This window comes from Bordetella genomosp. 9 (assembly GCF_002119725.1).
GTDB lineage: Bacteria > Pseudomonadota > Gammaproteobacteria > Burkholderiales > Burkholderiaceae_B > Bordetella_C.
The window spans coordinates 1,894,531-1,915,037 of sequence record NZ_CP021109.1 but is presented as its reverse complement, the minus strand read 5'-3'; the positions used below and the strand labels follow the sequence as shown (position 1 = coordinate 1,915,037).

Here is a 20,507-nt window from a genome sequence, read left to right as displayed (position 1 = left end):
CATGAAACCGTCCCGCCGCGTCCTTGGCTTCAGTGCTTGATAACCGGGTCGGCGGATGCCGAAGCGGGCGCCGGGGTCACCATGGGCTTATCCTTCGCCTCTTCTTCCGTAAGCGGCTCAGGCATACGCTCCAACGCCCTTTCCAGAACCTTATCGATCCAGCGCACCGGAACGACTTCCAACTGATTCTTCACGTTGTCGGGAATCTCAGCCAGGTCCTTGACGTTTTCCTCGGGAATCAGCACGGTTTTGATCCCGCCGCGGTGCGCGGCAAGCAGCTTTTCCTTCAGGCCGCCGATTGCCAGCACTTCGCCGCGCAGCGTGATCTCGCCGGTCATCGCCACATCGGCGCGCACCGGAATACCCGACAATGCGGAAACCATGGCTGTCGTGATCGCGATACCGGCGGACGGACCGTCCTTGGGCGTCGCGCCTTCCGGAACGTGCACGTGCATGTCGCGCTTTTCGAACACGCTGTCGGCGAACCCCAGGCGGCGCGCTCGCGAACGCACCACTGTGCGGGCCGCTTCGACGGATTCCTTCATCACGTCGCCCAGGGAACCGGTACGCTGAATCGCACCCTTGCCCGGCATGTCGGCGACTTCGATGGTAAGCAGATCACCGCCTACCTCCGTCCAGGCCAAGCCGGTGACTTGTCCGACCTGGTTTTCCTTTTCGGCCATACCGAAGTTGTAGCGGCGCACGCCCAGGTAATCGCTCAGGTTTTCCGACGTAACGGCAATCGTCGTCGTGTCGGCCGCGCCCTTCGCTGCATCGCCTTCCGCCTTCGCATCGCGCTCGGTCAGCAGCTGCTTGACCACCTTGCGGCAGATCTTGCCGACCTCGCGTTCGAGCGCCCGCACGCCAGCCTCGCGCGTGTAGTAGCGCACGATGTCGCGCAGGGCCGATTCGTCGATCGTCAGTTCGTTCTCCTTCAGCCCGTTGTTCTTCAGGAGCTTCGGGATCAGGTGATCGCTGGCGATGTGAACCTTCTCGTCTTCGGTGTAGCCCGACAGCCGGATCACTTCCATCCGGTCCAGCAGGGCCGGCGGAATGTTCAGCGTGTTGCTGGTGGCAACGAACATGACGTCGGACAGGTCGAAATCGACCTCAACGTAGTGATCCTGGAAGGTATGGTTCTGCTCCGGATCCAACACCTCCAGCAACGCCGAAGACGGATCGCCACGGAAGTCCATGCCGAGCTTGTCGATCTCGTCGAGCAGGAACAGCGGATTGCGCACGCCCACCTTGCTCATGTTCTGCAGGATCTTGCCGGGCATCGAACCGATATACGTACGGCGATGTCCGCGGATTTCCGCTTCGTCGCGCACGCCGCCGAGCGCCATGCGGACGAACTTGCGGTTCGTCGCCTTGGCGATCGATTGCCCGAGCGACGTCTTGCCGACGCCCGGAGGGCCGACCAGGCAGAGGATCGGGGCCTTTACCTTGTCCACGCGCTGCTGCACGGCAAGGTATTCCAGGATCCGTTCCTTGACCTTTTCCAGCCCGTAGTGGTCGTCGTCCAGCACCGACTCGGCGTTGGCGATGGAGTTGTTGACCTTGCTCTTCTTGCGCCACGGCAGATTGATCAGGGTGTCGATGTAGTTGCGGACAACCGTGGCTTCGGCGGACATCGGGGACATCAGCTTGAGCTTCTTCAGCTCGGCGTCGGCCTTTTTGCGCGCTTCCTTCGGCATGCGGGCGGCGACGATCTTCTTCTCGAGTTCCTCGATATCGGCGCCCTCTTCGCCTTCGCCCAATTCCTTCTGAATGGCCTTCACTTGCTCATTCAGGTAGTAATCGCGCTGGCTCTTCTCCATCTGCTTCTTCACGCGGCCGCGGATCCGCTTCTCGACCTGAAGGATGTCGATCTCGGTTTCCAGCTGAGTGAGCAAGCCTTCCAGACGCTCGGACGTGGCGAAGATCTCGAGCATCTTCTGCTTCTGCTCGAGCTTCAGCGGCAGATGGGCTGCAATGGTGTCGGCCAGGCGGCCGGCGTCGTCGATTCCCGCCAGGGAAGTCAGGATTTCCGGCGGGATCTTTTTGTTCAGTTTTACATACTGCTCGAACTGGGCCACGATCGCCCGGCGCAGCGCCTCCGTCTCGGAGCCTTGAACGGCATCCGGCTGGATAGGCACCACTTCACACGTAAAGTGCGATTCAACGTCGTCCACACGCGTGATACGGGCGCGTTGAGCGCCTTCGACCAGCACCTTCACGGTGCCGTCGGGCAGCTTCAACATCTGCAGGATGCCGGCGACGCAGCCGATCTCGTACACATCCTCGGGGGATGGATCGTCCTTGCCTGCGGATTTTTGAGCGACCAGCATGATGCTCTTGCCGGCTTCCATCGCCACTTCCAGCGCACGGATGGAGCGGGGACGGCCGACGAAAAGCGGGATGACCATATGCGGGAACACCACGACGTCGCGCAGCGGAAGCAGCGGCAGATCGATGGGTTCGGAAGGCAGGGTCTGCGTACCAGACATAGAGGATTCCTTGGATGACTCGGCGTATCGGCGATGCGAACAACATGCGGGTCATTCGCATCGGCCATCGGTTACGTCTGATATGGGAACAATAGCCGAAAAATCAAGTTTTCGGCTCCTATAGCCCCGAAAAGCCAAAAAACCCGTCGTCGGACGGGTTTCAGGCCATTACGCTGCGGCGTCCCTGACTTCGCCTCGGTCCGGTTTCGAGGCCTGCGCCGCGTCGTCCGCGTAGATGAGCAAAGGCTGTCCGTCGCCCTCGACAACGTTCTCGTCAAGCACCACACGGCTTACGTTGCCCAGGGAAGGCAGTTCGTACATCGTATCCAGCAATGCCGACTCGAGGATGGAACGCAACCCGCGTGCCCCGGTTTTGCGCTTGAGCGCCTTGCGGGCGATGGCGCGCAAGGCCGCCGGGCGGACGTCCAGTTCCGCGCCTTCCATGGCAAACAGCTTTTGAAACTGCTTGACCAATGCATTCTTGGGTTCGGTCAGGATCTGGACCAGCGCGGCTTCGTCGAGTTCGTCAAGGGTGGCGACAACAGGAAGACGTCCGACCAGTTCGGGAATGAGACCGAACTTGATCAGGTCCTCGGGCTCGACCTCGCTGAACAGCTCTCCCACACCGCGCTCGGACTTGGCACGGACCGAAGCGGAAAACCCGATACCGGATTTTTCCGTGCGATCGCGGATGACCTTTTCAAGGCCGTCGAACGCCCCGCCGACGATGAAAAGGATGTTCGTCGTATCGACTTGAACGAAATCCTGGTTGGGGTGCTTGCGCCCGCCCTGGGGAGGCACCGACGCCACGGTCCCTTCGATCAGCTTCAGCAAGGCTTGCTGCACCCCTTCGCCGGACACGTCCCGGGTAATGGACGGGTTATCGGATTTGCGCGATATCTTGTCGATTTCGTCGATATAAATGATCGCGCGCTGCGCCTTCTCAACTTCGTAGTTGCAGTTCTGGAGCAGCTTCTGGATGATGTTCTCGACGTCCTCGCCCACATAGCCGGCCTCGGTGAGCGTGGTCGCGTCGGCCATGACGAACGGCACGTTCAACATGCGGGCCAGGGTCTGCGCCAACAGCGTCTTGCCCGACCCCGTGGGGCCGATCAGCAGGATGTTGCTCTTGGACAGTTCGACTTCGTCGCCCTTGACTTCACCGTGGCGAATGCGCTTGTAGTGGTTGTATACCGCAACTGCAAGGGTACGCTTCGGCGTGTTCTGGCCGATCACGTACTGGTCCAGGAAATTCTTGATCTCAGTCGGGGTGGGCAGTTCCGAACGGATGGCGGCGCGTGCCGTCGCCTGCGCTTCTTCCCGAATGATATCGTTGCAAAGATCGATGCATTCGTCGCAGATGAACACGGAAGGTCCCGCGATCAGTTTGCGGACTTCGTGCTGGCTTTTGTTGCAAAATGAGCAATGCAGCACCTTCGCGTCTGCCGATCCCTTTTTCTCAGGCATATATATCTCTGGTGACGATGGATGTCGCGCCTGCGCGCGCCACCCATCCTACGCTGGCTCGAAATAGCGGCGGGTCGGAATCGGACTCGCGAACGCCTCAGCGATCCTCTGAGCGCGAGGCCAAAACCTTATCCACCAAGCCATACGATACCGCATCTTCCGCGGACATGAAGTTGTCGCGTTCGGTGTCCTCGGCGATGCGTTCTTCCGGCTGTCCGGTGTTCTCTGCCAGGATACGATTCAAACGCGAGCGGAGATCGAGAATCTCGCGCGCCTGAATCTGGATATCGCTGGCCTGGCCTTGGGCGCCGCCCGACGGCTGGTGAATCATGATACGGGAGTTGGGCAGCGTGTAACGCTTGCCCTTCTTGCCGGCCGCCAGCAGGAAAGCGCCCATACTGGCCGCCAGTCCCGTGCACAGCGTCGACACGTCCGGCTTCACGAAATTCATCGTGTCGTAGATCGCCATGCCGGCATACACCGAACCGCCCGGAGAGTTGATATAGAAAGAGATGTCCTTGTCGGGGTTTTCCGACTCCAGGAACAGCAACTGGGCCACCACGAGGTTGGCCGAATTGTCGTTGACCGGACCGACCAGGAACACCACGCGTTCCCGCAGCAGGCGGGAGTAGATGTCGTACGCCCGTTCGCCGCGCCCGGACTGCTCGATCACCATGGGAATATATCCCAAGGCAGTCGGCGTTACGGACGCGCCGCCATACATGGACGCGTAGAAATCGGTAAATCTGTTCATCAAGCCATCCCCATCAACTGGTCGAAAGGCACCTGCTCATCCGTGACCTTGGCCTTTTCGAGCACATAGGAAACTACGTTGTCCTCCACCACGATGGCCTCGATTTCAGCCCGGCGCTGGCGGTCCGCCAGATAATAGCTGACGACTTGCGCGGGCTCTTCGTAGTTTTGGGCGAACTCCTCGATGCGGGCGCGGACCTGCTCTGGTTTCGCCTGCAATTGCGCCTGCTTGACCAGCTCGGAAACCAGAAGGCCCAGACGGACGCGGCGTTCGGACTCGGTGCTGAAGGCCTCGGGCGGGATCGGCACGGAATCCGCGTTGGGCAGGCCGCGCTGTTTCAGCTCTTCGCGGGCGGCGGCCACACGGCTGTTGACGTCGCTTTCCACCAGCGCGGACGGGACTTCGAACGTGGCCGCTTCGGCCAGGGCGTTCATGACGCTGTTCTTGGTCCGGCCCAGCAGGCGCATCTTGGCTTCGCGCTCGACGTTCTTGCGAATGTCGGCCTTCAGCTTCTCCACATCCCCTTCCGCCTGGCCCAGCGACTTGGCGAATTCCGCGTCCAGCGCGGGCAGCACGGCCTCGGCCACTTCCTTCACGGTGATGGTGAATTCAGCGGTCTTCCCGGCCACTTCCTTGCCCTGATAGTCTTCCGGGAACGTCAGCGGGAACACTTTGGTCTCACCCGCCTTCATGCCCTTCGCGGCGGCCTCGAATTCGGGAAGCATGCGGCCCTGTCCCAGGACGAAGGGGAAGCCTTCCGCCTTGCCGCCTTCGAACGGCACACCGTCGATGGTGCCCGCGAAATCTAGCGTCACGCGGTCACCATCCTGGGCTTCGCGGCCTTCGCGGGCTTCGTAGGTTGCGCGTTGCTTGCGCAAGACCTCGATGGTCTGATCGACTTCGGCGTCCGTCACCGGGGTGTCATAGCGCGTGACGGACAATCCGGACAGGTCCGGCAGCGTCACTTCAGGATAGACCTCGAACGTGGCCGAAAAGGCCAGCGTGTCCTCCGGAACGCCTTCGGTCTTCGCCTCGATGGAAGGCGTGCCGGCGATGCGCAGCTTGGCGGAATCGACGGCCTCTTCGAACGCGCGGCCGACCTGGGTATTGATCACGTCATAGCGGATACCGGGGCCGTGGCTGCGTTCCAGCATCGCCATGGGGACCTTGCCCGGGCGGAAGCCAGGAACCTTGGCGGTGCGCGCGACGCGCCTCAATTGCGCCTGGACTTCTTTTTCGACCTCGGCCACGGACACGGACAGATCGACGCGGCGCTTCAGGCCGGAGAGGGTTTCAACCACAGGCTGCATTAGAAAAGACCTATTTTGCGAGTGAATGGAAGATGGGAATCAACCGGTCATTTTACCGGAATCTGGGATGCGCCCCGGGCGCAGCGCGGGGACGGATAAGACTGCCCTGCTCCCCGGCTCGAGCCCAGCGCGCCGGCGGGTGTCCCTGACAGGGAACCTCGGCACTGGCCAGCGCCGCCGGCTCGGTGACGAAGAGATACGCGCAAGGGTGAAAACCCTTACAAACAGCTTGATAGAATCCGCCGTCTCCGTTTTCTCGTTCGCCATCATGCAACCCAGCGACACGCGTACAACTGCCCTGCCTTCCAATCCCCGCCCCTCGCCGTCGGGCACATCGTCGCCGCGCCTGAGCGCCATGGCGGCGCTGATTTTCAGCTCCCGCTGGCTGCAACTACCTCTTTATCTAGGTCTGATCGTCGCACAGGGCGTTTACGTCTTGTTGTTCCTGAAGGAGTTGTGGCATCTGGTCAGCCATGCCGCATCGTTCGGCGAAATGGAGATCATGCTCATCGTGCTCGGCCTTATCGACGTGGTCATGATTTCCAACCTGCTCGTCATGGTGATCGTCGGAGGCTATGAGACTTTCGTTTCCCGCCTGCGGCTGGAAGGCCACCCGGATCAGCCGGAGTGGCTGAGTCATGTCAACGCCAGTGTCCTGAAGGTGAAACTGGCGATGGCCATCATCGGTATCTCGTCGATCCACTTGCTCCGCACGTTCATCGAGGCAGGCGGCCTCGGCAGCAGCGGCGTCAAGTTCACGGAAAGCGGCGTGATGTGGCAGACCATCATTCACTGCGTCTTCATTCTGTCCGCCATCGGCATCGCCTACGTGGACCGGCTGCTGGTCGTACCGGCAGGGCAAACGAAGTCGTCGGCGCACTGAACGGCCCGACCCGGGCGTCGGAAGCGCAAGGGGGCCGCCCGGGCCCGCTTGCGGTACGCGCCTATTTCAGAATTTGGATATTCATGGCGGCAGGGCCTTTGGCCCCTTGCCCTACTTCATAAGTGACGCGCTGGTTTTCCTGCAGGGTTTTGTACCCTTCTGTGCGGATCTGCGAGAAGTGAGCGAAGAGATCCTTGCTGCCGTCGTCCGGAACGATGAAACCGTAGCCCTTTTCCGCGTTGAACCACTTCACGATACCCGTTGCCATATCTGCCACCGCCTGGGAAGAATAAGAAGAAAACGCCAGACTTCAAGGAGGGGAACCGGCAACGACAAATACCAGTACAGGCAACGAATCGATCGACCACCACGCCGCTTGAAGGTCCCGCCGATCGAGTGTAATCAGGAATTTTTTACGGGGTCAATCGCAGCTCACCCCAGTATCGGACGTTTGATCTAGTTGGCGCAGCCCGCCAGCGCTGCGTCGGCGCGAGGGGGATTCCACCCCATGGCGTTCCACAAGCCATATCGCGCCATGCCGATGGATTCCTGCACCGCGAGCTCCACCATCACGAAGCGATACGACCACGGCCGAACCCGCCACGGGCGCTCGAGCACGCCGGCAAAGCCATCACCTGCAGCGCCCCTGCACCGAAGCGTCGCCACCGCTGAGCAGGAGGCACGAGGGCCCACCGCCAGGCCGACGCTTCCGGACGCTTGCATCCCCACGGACGCTTGCATCCTCATGTAAGACACTGAGCATAGGGCCGGGCGGCCCCATCGAGGTCAAAGAGAGTGGTGCGAAGGAGGGGACTCGTAGAGCGCGCATTTTCGCGGGTTTGCGGGCATCCTGGCGTAGAATTGGCGTAGTGGCGTAAAGGTACTTCGCCACCGCACACGAGCCTTACGCCGCCCTTCGGGGCGGTTTTTTTGGCCCGCTACACTGTATATACATACAGCGAGTGTCACCATGTCACACAGCCATTTTATGCAGGCAGACCACCGCCCAGGGGGTTGCTTCGCTTGTCAGCACTGGAAGGGAGAAATGGTCGGAGGCGGCGCCCACACCGTCTGTCGCCGCGAGAAGGGAAGCGTCTCCATCGAGGCAAATCCCAAGACCGGGTGCGTCTATTGGGAATACGACGGTAGCTTCAAAACGCGGCGGGAGTACCGATATCCGAAGCGCTGAGGCCAGAACTCGGCCACAGCCGGAAGAACTTACTTCCTCGGCTTCCAGCCGCAGTTCTTGGCCCCAGCAAGGTTGTGTGCCAGGATTTGCTTCGCCGTTCCATCGCTCAGGACGTCTGCCGGGTCAACGTAGATCGGGCGCGTCCAATCGCAGCCCGTATCAATGACCCGCGTCTTTACCTGCACCTCCGGCTGCGTCGCCTGCTCCGGGACTGGTTGCCCAGTCGTTGCGCAGCTGGTCAGCAGCGGCGCCAACAGGCAGGCCAGCAACATCGCTTTCAACATTTGCACGCTCCTTTATCGACTTCACCCCAGCCATGGCTGCGGCGGCGTTCGCTTGAGCCTCAGCGTCTCGAACCGCGGCCGTCTGCGCCCTGGCCCTTTCCGTAGCGGCGCTCGCTTCTGCAGCTTTCTGCGTTGCCTGGGCGACCTGCGCCTCGGCCGATTTCCGGCCCAGGTAAGTGACGACTAGCCCGGCGAGAAGGCCGAATCCCCCGACCAAGGCGGGCCAAACGGACCCTAACATTCCAATTAGCGCCGTCATGCCGTTTCTCCTGTGAGCATCATCTTGGCGAGCCTTTGCGCACGTTGGCCTACCTGCTTCGCCCAGAGGCTGTCCAACATTCCGTCGTGGGCCTGCTGCCAGTCATGGCTCTGGATAGCTTTCAAGGTGTTCTTGAACGTGAGGAGCTTGCCGCCCAGGTTGAAGGCCATATTGACCATCACACGCTGACGGACGTCGTCTAGACTGCCCCACCAGGGGAGATTTCTATCAAGCCACTTTTCGGCGCGCACAATGTCATTGGCGAGAAGCATCAGCGCTTCCTCGTGGCTGATACCCACATCATCGAGGTTGCGCCCGATACCGATAGTTAGTTTCCCAACCGTGTCCCGGTACGGCTTCAGCCTTTCTCCTTCATCCCGCCAGAGTTCAGCCTGCAGGGTTGCGAGATCATAGGCTCCCATCCCCGCTCCCCTTCTTGCGCTCGATCTTCGTGTACCGGAACAGGACAAGCAGAACGAACGCCGCAATGGATAGCCACCGGGCCGCTCCCTCCGGGAGTGCCGCCTTCAAGTCGGACGGCACCATGTTCCATGCGTCGATCAGCGTGGGGCCCAGCGCATACAAGGCGGCGAAGAAAGACGCCGCGATGACGCTGGACGCCTTATGCAGCTCCTGCCATCCCTCGACAAGTCGGATCCGGAAGCTCATTTCGTCCACCCCCGCGTTTCAGGCCGGTTATCCGCCCGGTTCATCAGAAGCTGGCTAAGCATGGTCTTGATGTCCCGAATGTCGTCACCCATGCGCGCGTTGCTGGCCTCTACGATGGTCAAACGCTTGTCCATCCCGTTGTACAGGCCAATAACCCACCCACAGCCACCCAGGACACTGCCCAGGATGACGAACGCCGAAGCGATCATCGAGACCAACACCTTTGCGCTTACCAACCATCCTTCCTTCGGCTCTTCTGCCATTCACTTTCTCCAGGCGTAAAAAAACCCGCTCGTGGCGGGTTGTCATGGTTGCGTGGGCGAGTCGCCGGGCGGCCAACTTATGGCCGCTACTTCTTCTGCCGTCGTGGCCGCCTCAATCTGTGCCTTCAACTGCCAGGAAAGCGCGTACTGCTGGTTGACGTGCTGCAGGAGCGCAGCACCGAGCGCGATGACGCCAGGGCCGTCGAGAGGGACGTTCTCGTTGTCGGACGTGCGCCATGTGAAGCCTGCGGGTAGCGGTATGCCAGCCTGCACTCCAGTGGCCGTGCCGATGATGTTCGTCCGGCTGACGAGATCGGAATCATAGCGGTGCCCGCCGTAGTCGAAGCCCGAATCGATGGCACGCAAGCATGCTTCCGTAATTCTCTCGGCCTGGGTTTGCTTGACAGACTCAAGCGGCGGCGCCGGGTATTCGGGCTCGTCGCTAGACAGGGCGCCGCTCTTGACCGATAAAAAGCTTGCTTGCGAATCCCATTGGTCGTCCGATACCGCAGCAACAGCCATGCCCTCTGCAGGATCGGCGTAGTTGAACAAGGCGGTGTCTTGCCATTGAAGAATCGCGCCGTTGGCAGTGGAATACAAAACTCGTTTCGTCATCTTTTTCACCATGCAATCATGAGAACTCCAGGCCGCCCTTGGCCACCAGCTCCGCCGGCAGCACCTGAATTTGATACGGGAGAACACCCACCGCTGCCCCCGCTGCCGTAGCCCGTTCCGGCTGTTCCGTTGGCCCCCTCACTCAATGCCGTGGGCCCCAAGGCACCAATTCCAAATAGAGAGCTAGCGCCACTCCCCGCAGAAAGCCACAAGGAACTGGACGTGGAAACCTCTTGACATCCCTGGCCCCACTGCCCGGCGGGGTACCCGACGCCCCCAGGCGCCGGGCCACCGGCGAGGGCACCGCCGCCGCCGCGACCGAAATCCAGATTCACAAGGGCGGTTGCCCCTCGCATCAGGCGGGTGGGACCTCCATTTCCGCCTGCCCCGCCGGCACCTCCAACTGCGCCTCCCGATCCAGCACTACCGCCAGCTCCAATTTGGACGTCCAAGACCTCCTGAGGAGTCGTCGCAACAGGGACCCATAGGGTTGACTGCCCAGCGCCACCACCGCCTCCATGAAGCTGAGCCTGAAGGCCAACAAATCCTGCGCCTCCACCGCCGCCGCCTCCACCGCCACATCCTTGAACAAAAATTCGCGTCGAAGGGATAAGAACGCTGGTGTTCGTGGCTATCGTTCGGAAGTTTTTTATCCTGATAGGGATGTACATGTTGAGCGAGTTGTCCCACTCCATCGGGCCGATGCCAACTACCGTGATCGGGCCGCGGTCAGATGTAGGAATCAACGCCGCTGAGAATATCGGCTGGCTGGGCTGATACAGCTCCCCCACGGTGACCCAAGCCGTGTTGGTAGCGTTCCGACGCTTGATTAATCCATTGGCGGTATCGGCCCATGTCATATAGGGACCAGCGATGTTCGCTGGGTCATTCCCCCCCGCAAAATCCGTGGCAATCGTGCCCAGAGCCGCATTTATCCCCGCCACAAGGTCGGGCCCAGGCAAAGGGGGCGTCGTTGAAATCTGCGATCGATCTTGCATGCTTAGAATCCCTGAGATATCCAGTTGATTTTCCTCTCCACCGAGGTAGAGCCGTTTATGACTTCAATGTCGAACCCTTCATCGTCCGAGTCGATCAACACAGCGCGGTCACCATTCAGAGCGTCGAGAATCGTGACCTGCACGTTCGGCACTGCATGGAACCTTTTGGCGTAGGTGATACGCATCCCGCCTACCGGAATGGCCACCCCCTCCGCGCGCTGCAGCAGATCTGGCACGTCAATCGTCCATTCGAACTTGCTTACGAAAGGAATGATGAGAGGGTCCGATGTGGCAATCAGCACCCGCGCATCGAAATAGCGCGCGTTGACGAGCCCCGGAACATAGTTCCGCCATTCCGTCCAGTCTCCCTCAACAACAGCGGTCCGGATCTGGGGCGTGACCGTAATCTTCAGCAGGTCCGACCCGTTTAGAACGTCGGCGACCGCGAAAATGTCAGGCACGATCATGATGTCAGCCGTGATGTTCCGTGCTTCCACTTCGATATCAAAATCGACTCTCACCGGAGTCACGTACCCGATATCGACCTGCTCCGCCTCCGCATTGGTGTAGATGCCGCTCGACGCTGGACCGCCGTACCAAAGGATGTCCTGCTCCGCGAGCACATCGGCCAAGCCCAGGATGTCACCTTGCGGTGCCAGGGTCAGCTTTCCGTCATAGACATACGCCCCGTCAGAGAGGGTTCCGTCCCACTTCGGGGCCTCATCTTGAGCGACGAGTACATTGCGGACTAGCGTCGCACCGGCGATCAGAATGCTGTCAGGAGGCCCGTAAATGACAGCGCCATTCGAGAGGGTGAATCGCGCGAAGACCCAATAGAGGCCGTTACCGACTGCCAGCGACTCTAGCGATTCCGTAACGCCAATCACGCGAGCATTCGTCTGAGTCGGTCCGAGGCGTATCTCATATGACGGCTCCCGGATATCATCAACACGCATCCAAGACAGCCAAGTCAAACCATCACGGAAAACGTTGGTTAACCCAGTCACTGGCGGAAGCGGCGCGGCAAGACCTACTATGGTCCAGGTCCCAGATTTTGCGATCCCAAGTCCAGTAACGCCAACGGGCGTTACGGTCACGCTCACGGAATCTCCCGTGTGGGCCTGCAGAGTGAAATATCGGTCCGATGTGCTTACGGATGGAAAAGCTACCCCGTTGACCTGATAGTCGATCCTAACCTTTGAAGTAGCCGAAACAACCCAATCCAATCGAAGTTCGATCACATCGGACTTGACGTTAAGGATCGTCTCTTCGAACGCCAGGGCGAGCACAACACCACGAAGCAAGGCCCCGTCACGCGGCGGCGCGTAGATGAAGGGGTTGTTTATTGAGTTGTAGTAGTCAATAGAATCGTCCACCGCCTCAAATCGCACGCCATCGTCGTTGGTCGGCTGCACAGAGACGATTTTTAGCCTGCGTCCCGGGGTCTGAAGTAGGTCAAACTGCCAAGCCCAGTCCAAGGCTGGCACATCCTCATAGCCTTGGTCTCCCGGCATTGGGAAGGACGTAAGTGCAGCAGGGTTAAGAATGGTTAAGGTGTCCGTATCACCGATGCCTGAGACCGACAACATGACCATCTGGTTACCCGGCCCTCGCAGCTGGAAAAACCCCGTCCCGTTGATCGGCACCGTCCTGTCCAGAACCAGGACAGATCTGTTCCCGCCTACCAGCCGTCCCGCGTACCCCCAAACTGTCAGATCATGAGACAGCTGCACCACATCGCCGCGGGTGGCAATGTATCCCTCAATATCCATTTCCCACGTGACCCGGCGGCGATGGAAGTTTTGGCTGGCTGCCAGCAGGTTGACCACTCGCCCCGCCACCCCCGCGTCTACGATCCCCTCCAAATCGAAAGTCTGCGGGTTGTTGAGGATCGGTGCGCCTGGCACACGCACCCTCACCTGGTCTGCTTGCCAGTTCCGGTCCTTGTTGATGAAGTTTCCAATGATCTCGTCAACAGTCCCATCGACATAGCTGACCTCGAACGTCCCCGCCTTGATGTTGTACGGGCCAATCATCGCCACGACAGGTTGGTTCGCTGCGTCCCATATAACCCCGAGCTTGCCCGACTGCCACGTGTAGGAAGCCTGTCCCGCCCTGGCTATCAACGTCAGCACATCATGCGCGCTCATCTTCTGGGCGAGGATGTAATCGAACTTCCACCCCATCAGATCGCAGTAGGCAGCCCACGCCTTGATGCTCTCGATATCGATCTGCGATTCCGGGATGCAGGCGCCGTATACCTTCTCCCCGGCGGAGTTTCGCTTGCCGAGCGCAAACCATAGGAACCACCATGCCGGGTTACGCGTAGGCCCGTATACCCATTTCGTCCCGTCCCACTGGTTGCACATCGCCCAGCATGTTGCCGACAACTCATCAATCGGCCCATTGAGCTGCGAAGTCGCGCGAATGCGTACGGCGAGCCTGACTTGATCGCTGTAATCGGTCGGCGTGTACTGATAGGCCCTGATCTGGGTAACGGAAGTGACGTTTGAATCGGTGTTGGTGTTTAGGTCTTCCGAGATCTTGCGAACGCGGATCTCGTATTGCCCCAGCGGGACAGACGCCGAGTACGTTTGCCGGACCGGCTTGTTCGAGTCGCCGGTGAGACGGTTGCCCTCGGTCGTGACATACTGGATCAGAGGGTCAGGCGCGATTCCCTGCCAGGGCCTGCCGAGTTGGAAAGGGTGCGGCAGCCACCTCCACTCGTAGGTCTTGCACGAGATAACCGTCCCGTAGTCGCCACCGCCCCAGGACTCACATACTTGGTACCTCTCCCCGTTCACATGATCGTTGGGATTGAGCGATCCGTACGCCACTTGGTGCCATGTGGCGTCGGCGATCGTTGAGCTGTCGTAGTTCGGTACCTCATAGACGCCAAGCGCCCAATAGTGGGTCGCGTAGACCGGATCCGTGTACGACCCCAACGGGGTCCATGTTTCGCTGTTGACGTTCCGATACTCGATCTGGAACTCGACCGTCCGCGGCAGGAACTTGCCGGTCATGGTGTCCAGGCTATAGCACACCGTGGCCACTTCGATCTCGAAGTAGTTGGTGTCAACCGGCGTCGTCCTGCTGTTCCACCCGTCAGGTTGATTCAGATCGAACCCTTGGATGGTATCGACGTTATCCGGGGCGAGTGTGATCACACCGTCCGGCCCGGACCGCTCCATCTGCACGCCCTGGAAATCGAAGATCGGCGTATCCCCGATGCGCACATCGTCGATCACCAGATCGGTCTGCAGCCCGAAATGGAAAATTTGAGACAGGTACTGATCATCGCCAACGTAGCTGGTAGACGGGTTACTCCCAAGGTCGGGCACAACCTTGATTGGTCCGCCCATGACCAACATCATGGGCTCCCACTGCCGGGCGGTATTGCGCGATGCCTGGATTTGATAGCTCGGGGAGTTATCGACGCTACCATCCGCTGTGGTCGCCAGATTTGGCTTAGGCAGGGGGATCAAAGCGTTGACTAGGATAGAGCCGCCGATCATTACCGCCGCCGACACGGCGGCGCCCACTGCGGTCGCGCCGGCGGTCGATGCTCCTGCCGAGAGTGCGGCGGTAGACGCTGCTGACGCCGCGCCCGCTGACGCGATGGCTACCACCACCAGAGCCACAGTGCGCAGCACTTTATTACCGCCACCACCGCCCTGTGCGCGGGCCCTGATAATGATCTGGTCGCCCCTGCGCGGGATGAGTCGGTCCCAAAGATCGTCTGGGACGCGGTAGCCGTTGTGCCAGACCGCCACGGGGCCTTTCGCCACCACGACGCCTGTACGCTCGATGTATGCCCGCAACGTCTCTCGAGGCAGAAATTCAGCGAAACATAGAGCCCGCTCGTCAGCAACCAATGGATGCGGGATACTGACCAGAGACGGCAGGTCGCTCACAGCCATTTGTAGAACCCTTCCAGGCGGAAACGATGGGGCTGCGTCATGGATTGAAGGCGCTCACGAACTACGAACCCCGCACCTTGGTCTGCATGCAGAACCCACACTTGGGAATCGATGACGCACACCACCCCGATATGGCATGTCCTACCCCGACCGACGAACAAGGCCGGATGGGCATCTACGGGATGGGCGACTCGTATCGCCAACGAGTCGCGGCAATCCATGATCTGTTTCGCTTGGTCGCGCAGCGTCGTAGCGTGAGCGGTCGGCAATGCGCAATCAATGCGCAGCACTTCACTAGCCACCCGGGCAGCCAGCGCGGCACAGTCCCCTGACTCCGGTATGTATGGCAAGCCGACGTATCGATCAGACCAGTGCATTTTTCCCAGGCATAAAAAAAGCCACCCTAGAGGTGGCTATAAGCATCGTTTGAATACTTCTACGTTGGATTGGGATTCGGTCGTGAGGGCTTCTGCTTCACCAAGACCCCCCGAAGTTCTTCCGGCACATCATCGTTGACCGTAACGCTATCGCATAAAGGGTCATTTGAGCCCCACACGACCCCATCCTTGATCCGTTGATTGGATTCCTCGCACGTCATCCAATGATTGGATTGGCCGAGTAAGTAGTCGAGGCGAGACCAAAACAGGTCGTAGAGGGAAGTTCCACTGTAGTTCCCTACCAACGTTGGCCCGAGTGCTTGGCTTGACGTTGTGGAAACGTCAACGGATACCTTAGTCGCTACGCCATCCTGGGAGGTCTTTATGGTCCAAGTGTCCGCGCCGAACCCAGCAGCCAAGACGAAATAGAAAGACCATTGCCGCTGCGCCGTCATCCCGTCCTGAGAATAGGTGTAAGTGAAGTCATTCCCGTCAGCAAGGCGGAACAACTTCTCAGCAGCCGCAAAAACCTGCTCCGGCGTCTTCCCGTCGTACACCCGCTGGCTCACCTTCAAAAATTCTTCCCGGCTCAGAGGCGGATGTTTGCTGGCGCATCCGCTCAAGACAATGGCCAGGACTGCAACAAAGATCAATCGCATATGCCCTCCCAGAACGCCGGCATATTTACCACGTCCAACTTTTTTCCGCCATGTTCAGTTTTGGCATCGGTGAACCTCACCATAGCCCAGGAGCCGTCTTAGGGGTGAACGTCTTAACCACCGCGACCTGCCCCAACGTGTTGATGAACCCTAGGTTTCCAGACACCTTCAGGTTGTCGATTTTCATCCCGGTGAGATCCAGCGTCATGTCCGTCTCGAACACGTCGGGGTCGGACCGAAACAGGGTGATGATTCGGCATTTCGCCCCCTGCCCGCCGCGGCTGTACTCCAGCCATTCCGTTAGCTCTCGCCCAACGTTATCGACTTGAATCGTCGCCTGGGGGATTTGCCCTTCGATGTCGTCAGGCAGCGTGATATCGAACGGGCAGGCGGTGTACACGTTCCCGCGCGCTACTAGATCCTGGGTGTCTCGGACGACCCGGATCGGAATCGAGAGGTCAGGATGGCTGATCTCCAGACACACAAGGAGGTTTTCGTCGGCACTCGTAGCTAGGAGCTGGCGCCGGCCATTGGCGGAAAACTGGCGGCTCATCGTTCTGCGCGCGAGACCCCGGCATTCATGCCGGGGAGGGATAGCGCGGCACGCGAAGCGTGCCCCTTCCTCTCACATCCTCCGTTTAGCTGGCTATCTTTACACAGATCAAGTATAATGTGTGAATGGAAATCAAGCGAGCGTACAAGTTCAGGTTCTATCCGACGTCTGAGCAAGAAATGATTCTTGCCAAGACGTTCGGCTGCGCTCGCTTTGCTTACAACTACATGCTTCGTCTTCGGACGGATGCATGGATGCAGCGGCAGGAGCGCATCGGATACCACGAAACTTCTGCGGCACTTACGGCGCTCAAAAAGCAGCCCGAATACGCTTGGCTCAACGAAGTGTCCAGCGTCCCTGTCCAGCAGTCGCTTCGCCACTTGCAATCCGCATTCGCCAACTTCTTTGCCAAGCGCGCCAGCTACCCGCAATTCAATCGGAAGAATGGACCTCAATCGGCGGAGTACACGACAAGCGCGTTCAAGTGGGATGGTAGGTCGCTCAAGCTGGCGAAGATGAGCGAACCGCTGGCCGTTCGATGGTCGCGCCAGATACCGAAGGCCGCCAAGGTCACAACCGTGACGGTCAGCAAGGACTCCGCCGGGCGGTACTTCGTGAGCCTGCTTTGCGACGATGTGGTCGCCAAGAAGCCCGCCTCGAATGGAAAGGTTGGCGTTGATCTTGGACTTACTCACTTCGCCATCCTTTCTACTGGCGAGAAGGTCGCTGCACCAAACACGTTCCGCAGGTACGAAAAGAAGCTGGCGAAGCTACAGCGGCGGCTCGCCAAAAAGACCAAAGGATCGAACCGCCGAGAGAAGTCAAAGCTCAAAGTTGCACGTGTGCATGCGAAGATCGCGGACGCTCGCAGGGACTTCCTGCACAAGCTATCAACCAGGCTGATAAACGAGAACCAAGTGATCGCCATTGAGAGCTTGTCCGTGTCGAACATGCAGAAGAACCGTTGCCTATCGAAGGCTATCAGCGATGCAAGCTGGTCTGAATTCGTTCGGCAACTGGAATACAAGGCCCGCTGGTACGGGCGTGAATTGATAGGCATCGACAGGTGGTATCCGTCGTCAAAGCGTTGCTTTGATTGTGGATACACCATGCCAAAGATGCCGCTCAGCGTGCGTGAGTGGGTATGTCCGGAATGTGGATCAATCCACGACCGTGACATAAACGCCGCCCGCAATGTTTTGGCCGCCGGACTGGCGGTGTCAGCCCATGGAGAAGCTGTAAGTCCTGTGTGCATGTAAGTGCGCATTGGCTGGCTTCGGTGAAGTGGGAATCCCCGCCCTTCAGGGCGGGGAGGATGTCAACCTATGCTCTCAATTTGTGCGTTGAAGAACCAAATTCGGCCGGGCGTGCTCCACTGGACCGTTCCGCTTACCAACCGGCCCTGCTTCGTCACCCCATCCACCGGGTCCGTGAAATTGAACCAGCCAGATCCGCCCGCCAAGTCATTTCTTACGAAAGCGTCAAAAGCTAACTTGTTCGCCCTATCGCCCACTTTCACCTTGACGGTACGCGTCACGATGGGTTTGGACCACCGCGGGCGCTGCTTCGCCAGCCCGTCCATTTCCGACCGAATCACGCCAAAATCGGCCGATTCGCTGTACCCGTCAAGTTGGATGCACGCATAGGGAGGGAAGTCAGGCACTGCCATCACCGCCCTCCTGCAAACGCGCGGCTCACCGGGCCGTTCTTCATCTTGTCCTTCAAAAGGACATTAATGATGTATCGCTCTCCGTCAAAGCGAGCGCTGCTCTGCGTCGCCTCAATGTTTGCGCTGCTTTGATTCGTCAGATTCACCTGCACATTAGGGCCACCAGAGGCAGGGGGCGGGTTGCCCACATAACCGCCGTTCGCGTAACCGTTCAGGCGGTTCAGGAAACCCAAGCCCAGCTTGCGTGTAGCGTCCGCATTGATGACGTATTCGCCAGCATGCACGACCCCCGCGACGTCGTTCCGCCCGCCTGGGCCGGTATAGCCACCATCCGCAAAGCCGGTGTAGCTCAGACCATCGAAACTCCCGGTGGCAGGCCCTACGTTGGTGATCCCCGCCAAGCTACCAGTCTGGTTCGGGCTGATGGACGGGCCACCGAACAGCGATCCAAACGCCTTGCCGATCAACCCGCCGATCTGGCCGGACTTGTCGTAGTCTCCAAACAGCGCCTTGCCGAGTTGCGCGGCTTGGGCGTCGGCCACCATCTTTAGGATCGTGTTTGCCCAACTCTTGCCGATGTTGTCAAAATTGCCCGTCAGCAAGTCATACAACCCGTCACCCAAACTGTCCTGAATGTTTCGAGCAGCCTGGATGGCGAACTGCCCCATTTGGTCAGTGGTGTCCTGATCGACCTTGGACAGATCCTGAAGCGTCTTTTGCGTCTGCTCGTAGGCGTCGTTCTGCTCTTTGATGAAGTCCAGGGTATCGGCCAGCGCAAGGGCTTGATCCTGCTGGCTCTGCGTCTGGAACGAGACGTACCCCTGCTGGATCTGGATCTGTAGCTTCTGGCGCTCCGTCAATTCGCCGGTCAGGGCGATCTGCTTCTGCAGTTGGTCGATGAGCTTTTGCCCCTGATCGACTCCTGCGTTGCCCTTTCCCGGAGCACTGGCGGTTGTGTGAACCGTCGGCATAGTCACCGTGCCGGCGCCGGTCTCTCCCACGCCAGCATAGGGATTCGGCGCGTTTCTCTGATACACCAGCAACGCGGCGCGTTTAGACTGAGCCGCTGCAATTTGCCTGTCCAGGTCTGCGACGTCGCCAAAGAGCACATCATTCACCTTATTGGTGAACGATTTTCCGGGGTCCAGGTCTTCCCGCAGCTGCTGCAGCTTGGCGATCTTCTCGTCAAGTTCCGCGATAGCGCGATCTGGGTTGTCCTGCTCGTCACCCCCAACCTGCAGCCAGCCCCACAGAGACGATGAGTTGATCACGCCAGCCGCAGTCACAACCTGACGTGCCATATCGGCAAGCCACGAGGTAAAGTTCGCAAATGCCTGCTTGGTATCGTCGGACCCTAACGTTTCTGTAAGACTGTTGATAGACCGAGTGAGGCCATCGACTGACCCATCTTCCCCAGTCATTAAGTCGTCGATCTGGTTCTGCAACGCCTGGAGAGCCCCTGCGAGCGTTTCTCGGGCGGCAGCAGCAGCCCCACCGTAAGACGATTCGAGGGCTTCAAGGACGACCGCCTGAGCTTGCGCAGTCTTCCCGGTCCTCTCCAGCTGCTCAACGAGCTGCTTCTGCTCGTCGGTGAAGCGGAAGCCCTGCTTCGAGAGCGAGGAAAGGCCTTGGCTTGGAATATCCAGCGCCCGCCCAACCGTCTCCGCGGCCTGCTCCACCGTCATCCCCATGCGCTGAGCGGTGTCGATGACGGCTTGCATCGCCCGCGGGAACGTTTCTCCTACGATCCCTGTGTACGAGAGCAGCCGGGTTTGCGCCCGGTTTATATCTCCTTCGCTGAAAACGCTTTGGGATGACAAGTCGCTTGCCATCTGGTTTAGCTTGGCAATCGTGAACCCCGCTGCCTGGCCGGTGGACTTGAGGACGGCGGCCAATTGAGCCTGCTCGTTCTGCGCGTTCTTTGTCTCTTCGATGAACTTTCCGAAGACGCTCCCAGCGCTGATCCCAAACAGCGCACCCGCGAAAATTCCCGTGAAAGCCCTCGTGATCGCGGCCGCGCTGGCCTCTGCCTGCTTCTGCATCGCCTTGAAGTTCTTTTCGGCGGCTTTGGACGCACGTTGGGCATCAGTCTCGAAGCTACCCGTGCGCAGCAGGAGATCCAAAACGATCGATCCGGCAGTTGCCATTA

Annotated in this window: 19 protein-coding genes; 2 read left to right on the top strand and 17 right to left on the bottom strand. The window is 59.6% G+C overall.

Annotated features, from left to right (window positions below):
* Positions 1–29: 29 nt before the first annotated feature.
* From lon to tig, 4 genes are all read right to left on the bottom strand, one after another.
* Positions 30–2,489 carry an endopeptidase La gene (gene lon, locus CAL13_RS08970; RefSeq protein WP_086057119.1) on the bottom strand — a complete coding sequence of 820 codons (2,460 nt, stop codon included), beginning with the start codon at positions 2,487–2,489 and terminating at the stop codon, positions 30–32.
* 168 nt (positions 2,490–2,657) lie between these two features.
* Complete coding sequence (gene clpX / locus CAL13_RS08965) at positions 2,658–3,956, bottom strand: ATP-dependent Clp protease ATP-binding subunit ClpX (protein ID WP_086057118.1); 1,299 nt, start codon at positions 3,954–3,956, stop codon at positions 2,658–2,660.
* Between the two features lie 97 nt (positions 3,957–4,053).
* Complete coding sequence (gene clpP / locus CAL13_RS08960; RefSeq protein ID WP_086057117.1) at positions 4,054–4,710, bottom strand: ATP-dependent Clp endopeptidase proteolytic subunit ClpP; 657 nt, start codon at positions 4,708–4,710, stop codon at positions 4,054–4,056.
* Positions 4,710–6,020 (bottom strand): trigger factor, encoded by a 1,311-nt coding sequence (gene tig, locus CAL13_RS08955; protein ID WP_086057116.1) that lies wholly within the window; start codon positions 6,018–6,020, stop codon positions 4,710–4,712. The genes clpP and tig overlap by 1 nt, the downstream gene beginning before the upstream one ends.
* Positions 6,021–6,375: 355 nt before the next feature.
* Here tig and CAL13_RS08950 point away from each other — a divergent pair, with 355 nt between their 5' ends.
* Positions 6,376–6,903: a TIGR00645 family protein gene (locus CAL13_RS08950; protein ID WP_086057114.1), complete on the top strand. Its 528-nt coding sequence runs from the start codon at positions 6,376–6,378 to the stop codon at positions 6,901–6,903.
* 61 nt (positions 6,904–6,964) lie between these two features.
* Here CAL13_RS08950 and CAL13_RS08945 read toward each other — a convergent pair whose 3' ends face one another.
* The 11 genes from CAL13_RS08945 to CAL13_RS08895 form a co-directional block, all read right to left on the bottom strand.
* A complete protein-coding gene (locus CAL13_RS08945; RefSeq protein ID WP_086057113.1) occupies positions 6,965–7,171 on the bottom strand; it encodes a cold-shock protein in 207 nt (68 codons plus the stop codon).
* Positions 7,172–7,359: 188 nt separating this feature from the next.
* Positions 7,360–7,521 (bottom strand): hypothetical protein, encoded by a 162-nt coding sequence (locus tag CAL13_RS21195; RefSeq protein ID WP_157664833.1) that lies wholly within the window; start codon positions 7,519–7,521, stop codon positions 7,360–7,362.
* 600 nt (positions 7,522–8,121) lie between these two features.
* A complete protein-coding gene (locus tag CAL13_RS08940; protein ID WP_086072146.1) occupies positions 8,122–8,376 on the bottom strand; it encodes a hypothetical protein in 255 nt (84 codons plus the stop codon).
* A 255-nt stretch (positions 8,377–8,631) separates the two neighbouring features.
* Positions 8,632–9,057 carry a glycoside hydrolase family protein gene (locus CAL13_RS08935; protein ID WP_086072145.1) on the bottom strand — a complete coding sequence of 142 codons (426 nt, stop codon included), beginning with the start codon at positions 9,055–9,057 and terminating at the stop codon, positions 8,632–8,634.
* Positions 9,044–9,304, bottom strand: a complete 261-nt coding sequence (locus CAL13_RS08930; protein WP_086072144.1) for a DUF7940 domain-containing protein — start codon at positions 9,302–9,304, stop codon at positions 9,044–9,046. The genes CAL13_RS08935 and CAL13_RS08930 overlap by 14 nt, the downstream gene beginning before the upstream one ends.
* Positions 9,301–9,567 (bottom strand): hypothetical protein, encoded by a 267-nt coding sequence (locus tag CAL13_RS08925; RefSeq protein WP_086072143.1) that lies wholly within the window; start codon positions 9,565–9,567, stop codon positions 9,301–9,303. The genes CAL13_RS08930 and CAL13_RS08925 overlap by 4 nt, the downstream gene beginning before the upstream one ends.
* Positions 9,568–9,609: 42 nt before the next feature.
* The gene (locus CAL13_RS08920; RefSeq protein WP_157664832.1) at positions 9,610–10,182 is read right to left on the bottom strand and encodes a DUF4376 domain-containing protein; all 573 of its coding nucleotides are present in this window, start codon (positions 10,180–10,182) and stop codon (positions 9,610–9,612) included.
* 355 nt (positions 10,183–10,537) lie between these two features.
* Positions 10,538–10,774 (bottom strand): hypothetical protein, encoded by a 237-nt coding sequence (locus CAL13_RS08915; protein ID WP_086072141.1) that lies wholly within the window; start codon positions 10,772–10,774, stop codon positions 10,538–10,540.
* 408 nt (positions 10,775–11,182) lie between these two features.
* The gene (locus CAL13_RS08910) at positions 11,183–15,100 is read right to left on the bottom strand and encodes a host specificity factor TipJ family phage tail protein (protein ID WP_232467797.1); all 3,918 of its coding nucleotides are present in this window, start codon (positions 15,098–15,100) and stop codon (positions 11,183–11,185) included.
* Positions 15,101–15,536: 436 nt separating this feature from the next.
* Positions 15,537–16,136: a hypothetical protein gene (locus CAL13_RS08900; protein WP_086072139.1), complete on the bottom strand. Its 600-nt coding sequence runs from the start codon at positions 16,134–16,136 to the stop codon at positions 15,537–15,539.
* A 76-nt stretch (positions 16,137–16,212) separates the two neighbouring features.
* Entirely contained in the window at positions 16,213–16,689 is a 477-nt protein-coding gene (locus CAL13_RS08895; RefSeq protein ID WP_086072138.1) for a DUF1833 family protein, read from the bottom strand.
* A gap of 125 nt (positions 16,690–16,814) precedes the next feature.
* On the opposite strand from CAL13_RS08895, the gene tnpB reads away from it, so the two are divergent.
* Positions 16,815–17,948 carry an IS200/IS605 family element RNA-guided endonuclease TnpB gene (tnpB, locus tag CAL13_RS08890; RefSeq protein ID WP_086072137.1) on the top strand — a complete coding sequence of 378 codons (1,134 nt, stop codon included), beginning with the start codon at positions 16,815–16,817 and terminating at the stop codon, positions 17,946–17,948.
* Positions 17,949–18,007: 59 nt separating this feature from the next.
* On the opposite strand, the gene CAL13_RS08885 is transcribed toward tnpB, so the two are convergent.
* A complete protein-coding gene (locus tag CAL13_RS08885; protein WP_086056599.1) occupies positions 18,008–18,358 on the bottom strand; it encodes a hypothetical protein in 351 nt (116 codons plus the stop codon).
* On the bottom strand, positions 18,358–20,505 hold the full coding sequence (locus tag CAL13_RS08880; RefSeq protein ID WP_086072136.1) for a phage tail length tape measure family protein: 2,148 nt from the start codon (positions 20,503–20,505) through the stop codon (positions 18,358–18,360). The genes CAL13_RS08885 and CAL13_RS08880 overlap by 1 nt, the downstream gene beginning before the upstream one ends.
* Between the last annotated feature and the right edge of the window lie 2 nt (positions 20,506–20,507).

Coding starts and splice junctions, on each gene's coding strand:
- CAL13_RS08935 (WP_086072145.1), bottom strand. CDS start 9,057: ATGGGAGCCTATGATCTCGCAACCCTGCAGGCTGAACTCTGGCGGGAT.
- CAL13_RS08900 (WP_086072139.1), bottom strand. CDS start 16,136: ATGCGATTGATCTTTGTTGCAGTCCTGGCCATTGTCTTGAGCGGATGC.
- CAL13_RS08895 (WP_086072138.1), bottom strand. CDS start 16,689: ATGAGCCGCCAGTTTTCCGCCAATGGCCGGCGCCAGCTCCTAGCTACG.
- CAL13_RS08885 (WP_086056599.1), bottom strand. CDS start 18,358: ATGGCAGTGCCTGACTTCCCTCCCTATGCGTGCATCCAACTTGACGGG.
- clpX (WP_086057118.1), bottom strand. CDS start 3,956: ATGCCTGAGAAAAAGGGATCGGCAGACGCGAAGGTGCTGCATTGCTCA.
- tnpB (WP_086072137.1), top strand. CDS start 16,815: ATGGAAATCAAGCGAGCGTACAAGTTCAGGTTCTATCCGACGTCTGAG.
- tig (WP_086057116.1), bottom strand. CDS start 6,020: ATGCAGCCTGTGGTTGAAACCCTCTCCGGCCTGAAGCGCCGCGTCGAT.
- CAL13_RS08910 (WP_232467797.1), bottom strand. CDS start 15,100: ATGGCTGTGAGCGACCTGCCGTCTCTGGTCAGTATCCCGCATCCATTG.
- CAL13_RS08940 (WP_086072146.1), bottom strand. CDS start 8,376: ATGTTGAAAGCGATGTTGCTGGCCTGCCTGTTGGCGCCGCTGCTGACC.
- lon (WP_086057119.1), bottom strand. CDS start 2,489: ATGTCTGGTACGCAGACCCTGCCTTCCGAACCCATCGATCTGCCGCTG.
- clpP (WP_086057117.1), bottom strand. CDS start 4,710: ATGAACAGATTTACCGATTTCTACGCGTCCATGTATGGCGGCGCGTCC.
- CAL13_RS08945 (WP_086057113.1), bottom strand. CDS start 7,171: ATGGCAACGGGTATCGTGAAGTGGTTCAACGCGGAAAAGGGCTACGGT.
- CAL13_RS08930 (WP_086072144.1), bottom strand. CDS start 9,304: ATGAGCTTCCGGATCCGACTTGTCGAGGGATGGCAGGAGCTGCATAAG.
- CAL13_RS08880 (WP_086072136.1), bottom strand. CDS start 20,505: ATGGCAACTGCCGGATCGATCGTTTTGGATCTCCTGCTGCGCACGGGT.
- CAL13_RS08920 (WP_157664832.1), bottom strand. CDS start 10,182: ATGACGAAACGAGTTTTGTATTCCACTGCCAACGGCGCGATTCTTCAA.
- CAL13_RS08925 (WP_086072143.1), bottom strand. CDS start 9,567: ATGGCAGAAGAGCCGAAGGAAGGATGGTTGGTAAGCGCAAAGGTGTTG.
- CAL13_RS08950 (WP_086057114.1), top strand. CDS start 6,376: ATGGCGGCGCTGATTTTCAGCTCCCGCTGGCTGCAACTACCTCTTTAT.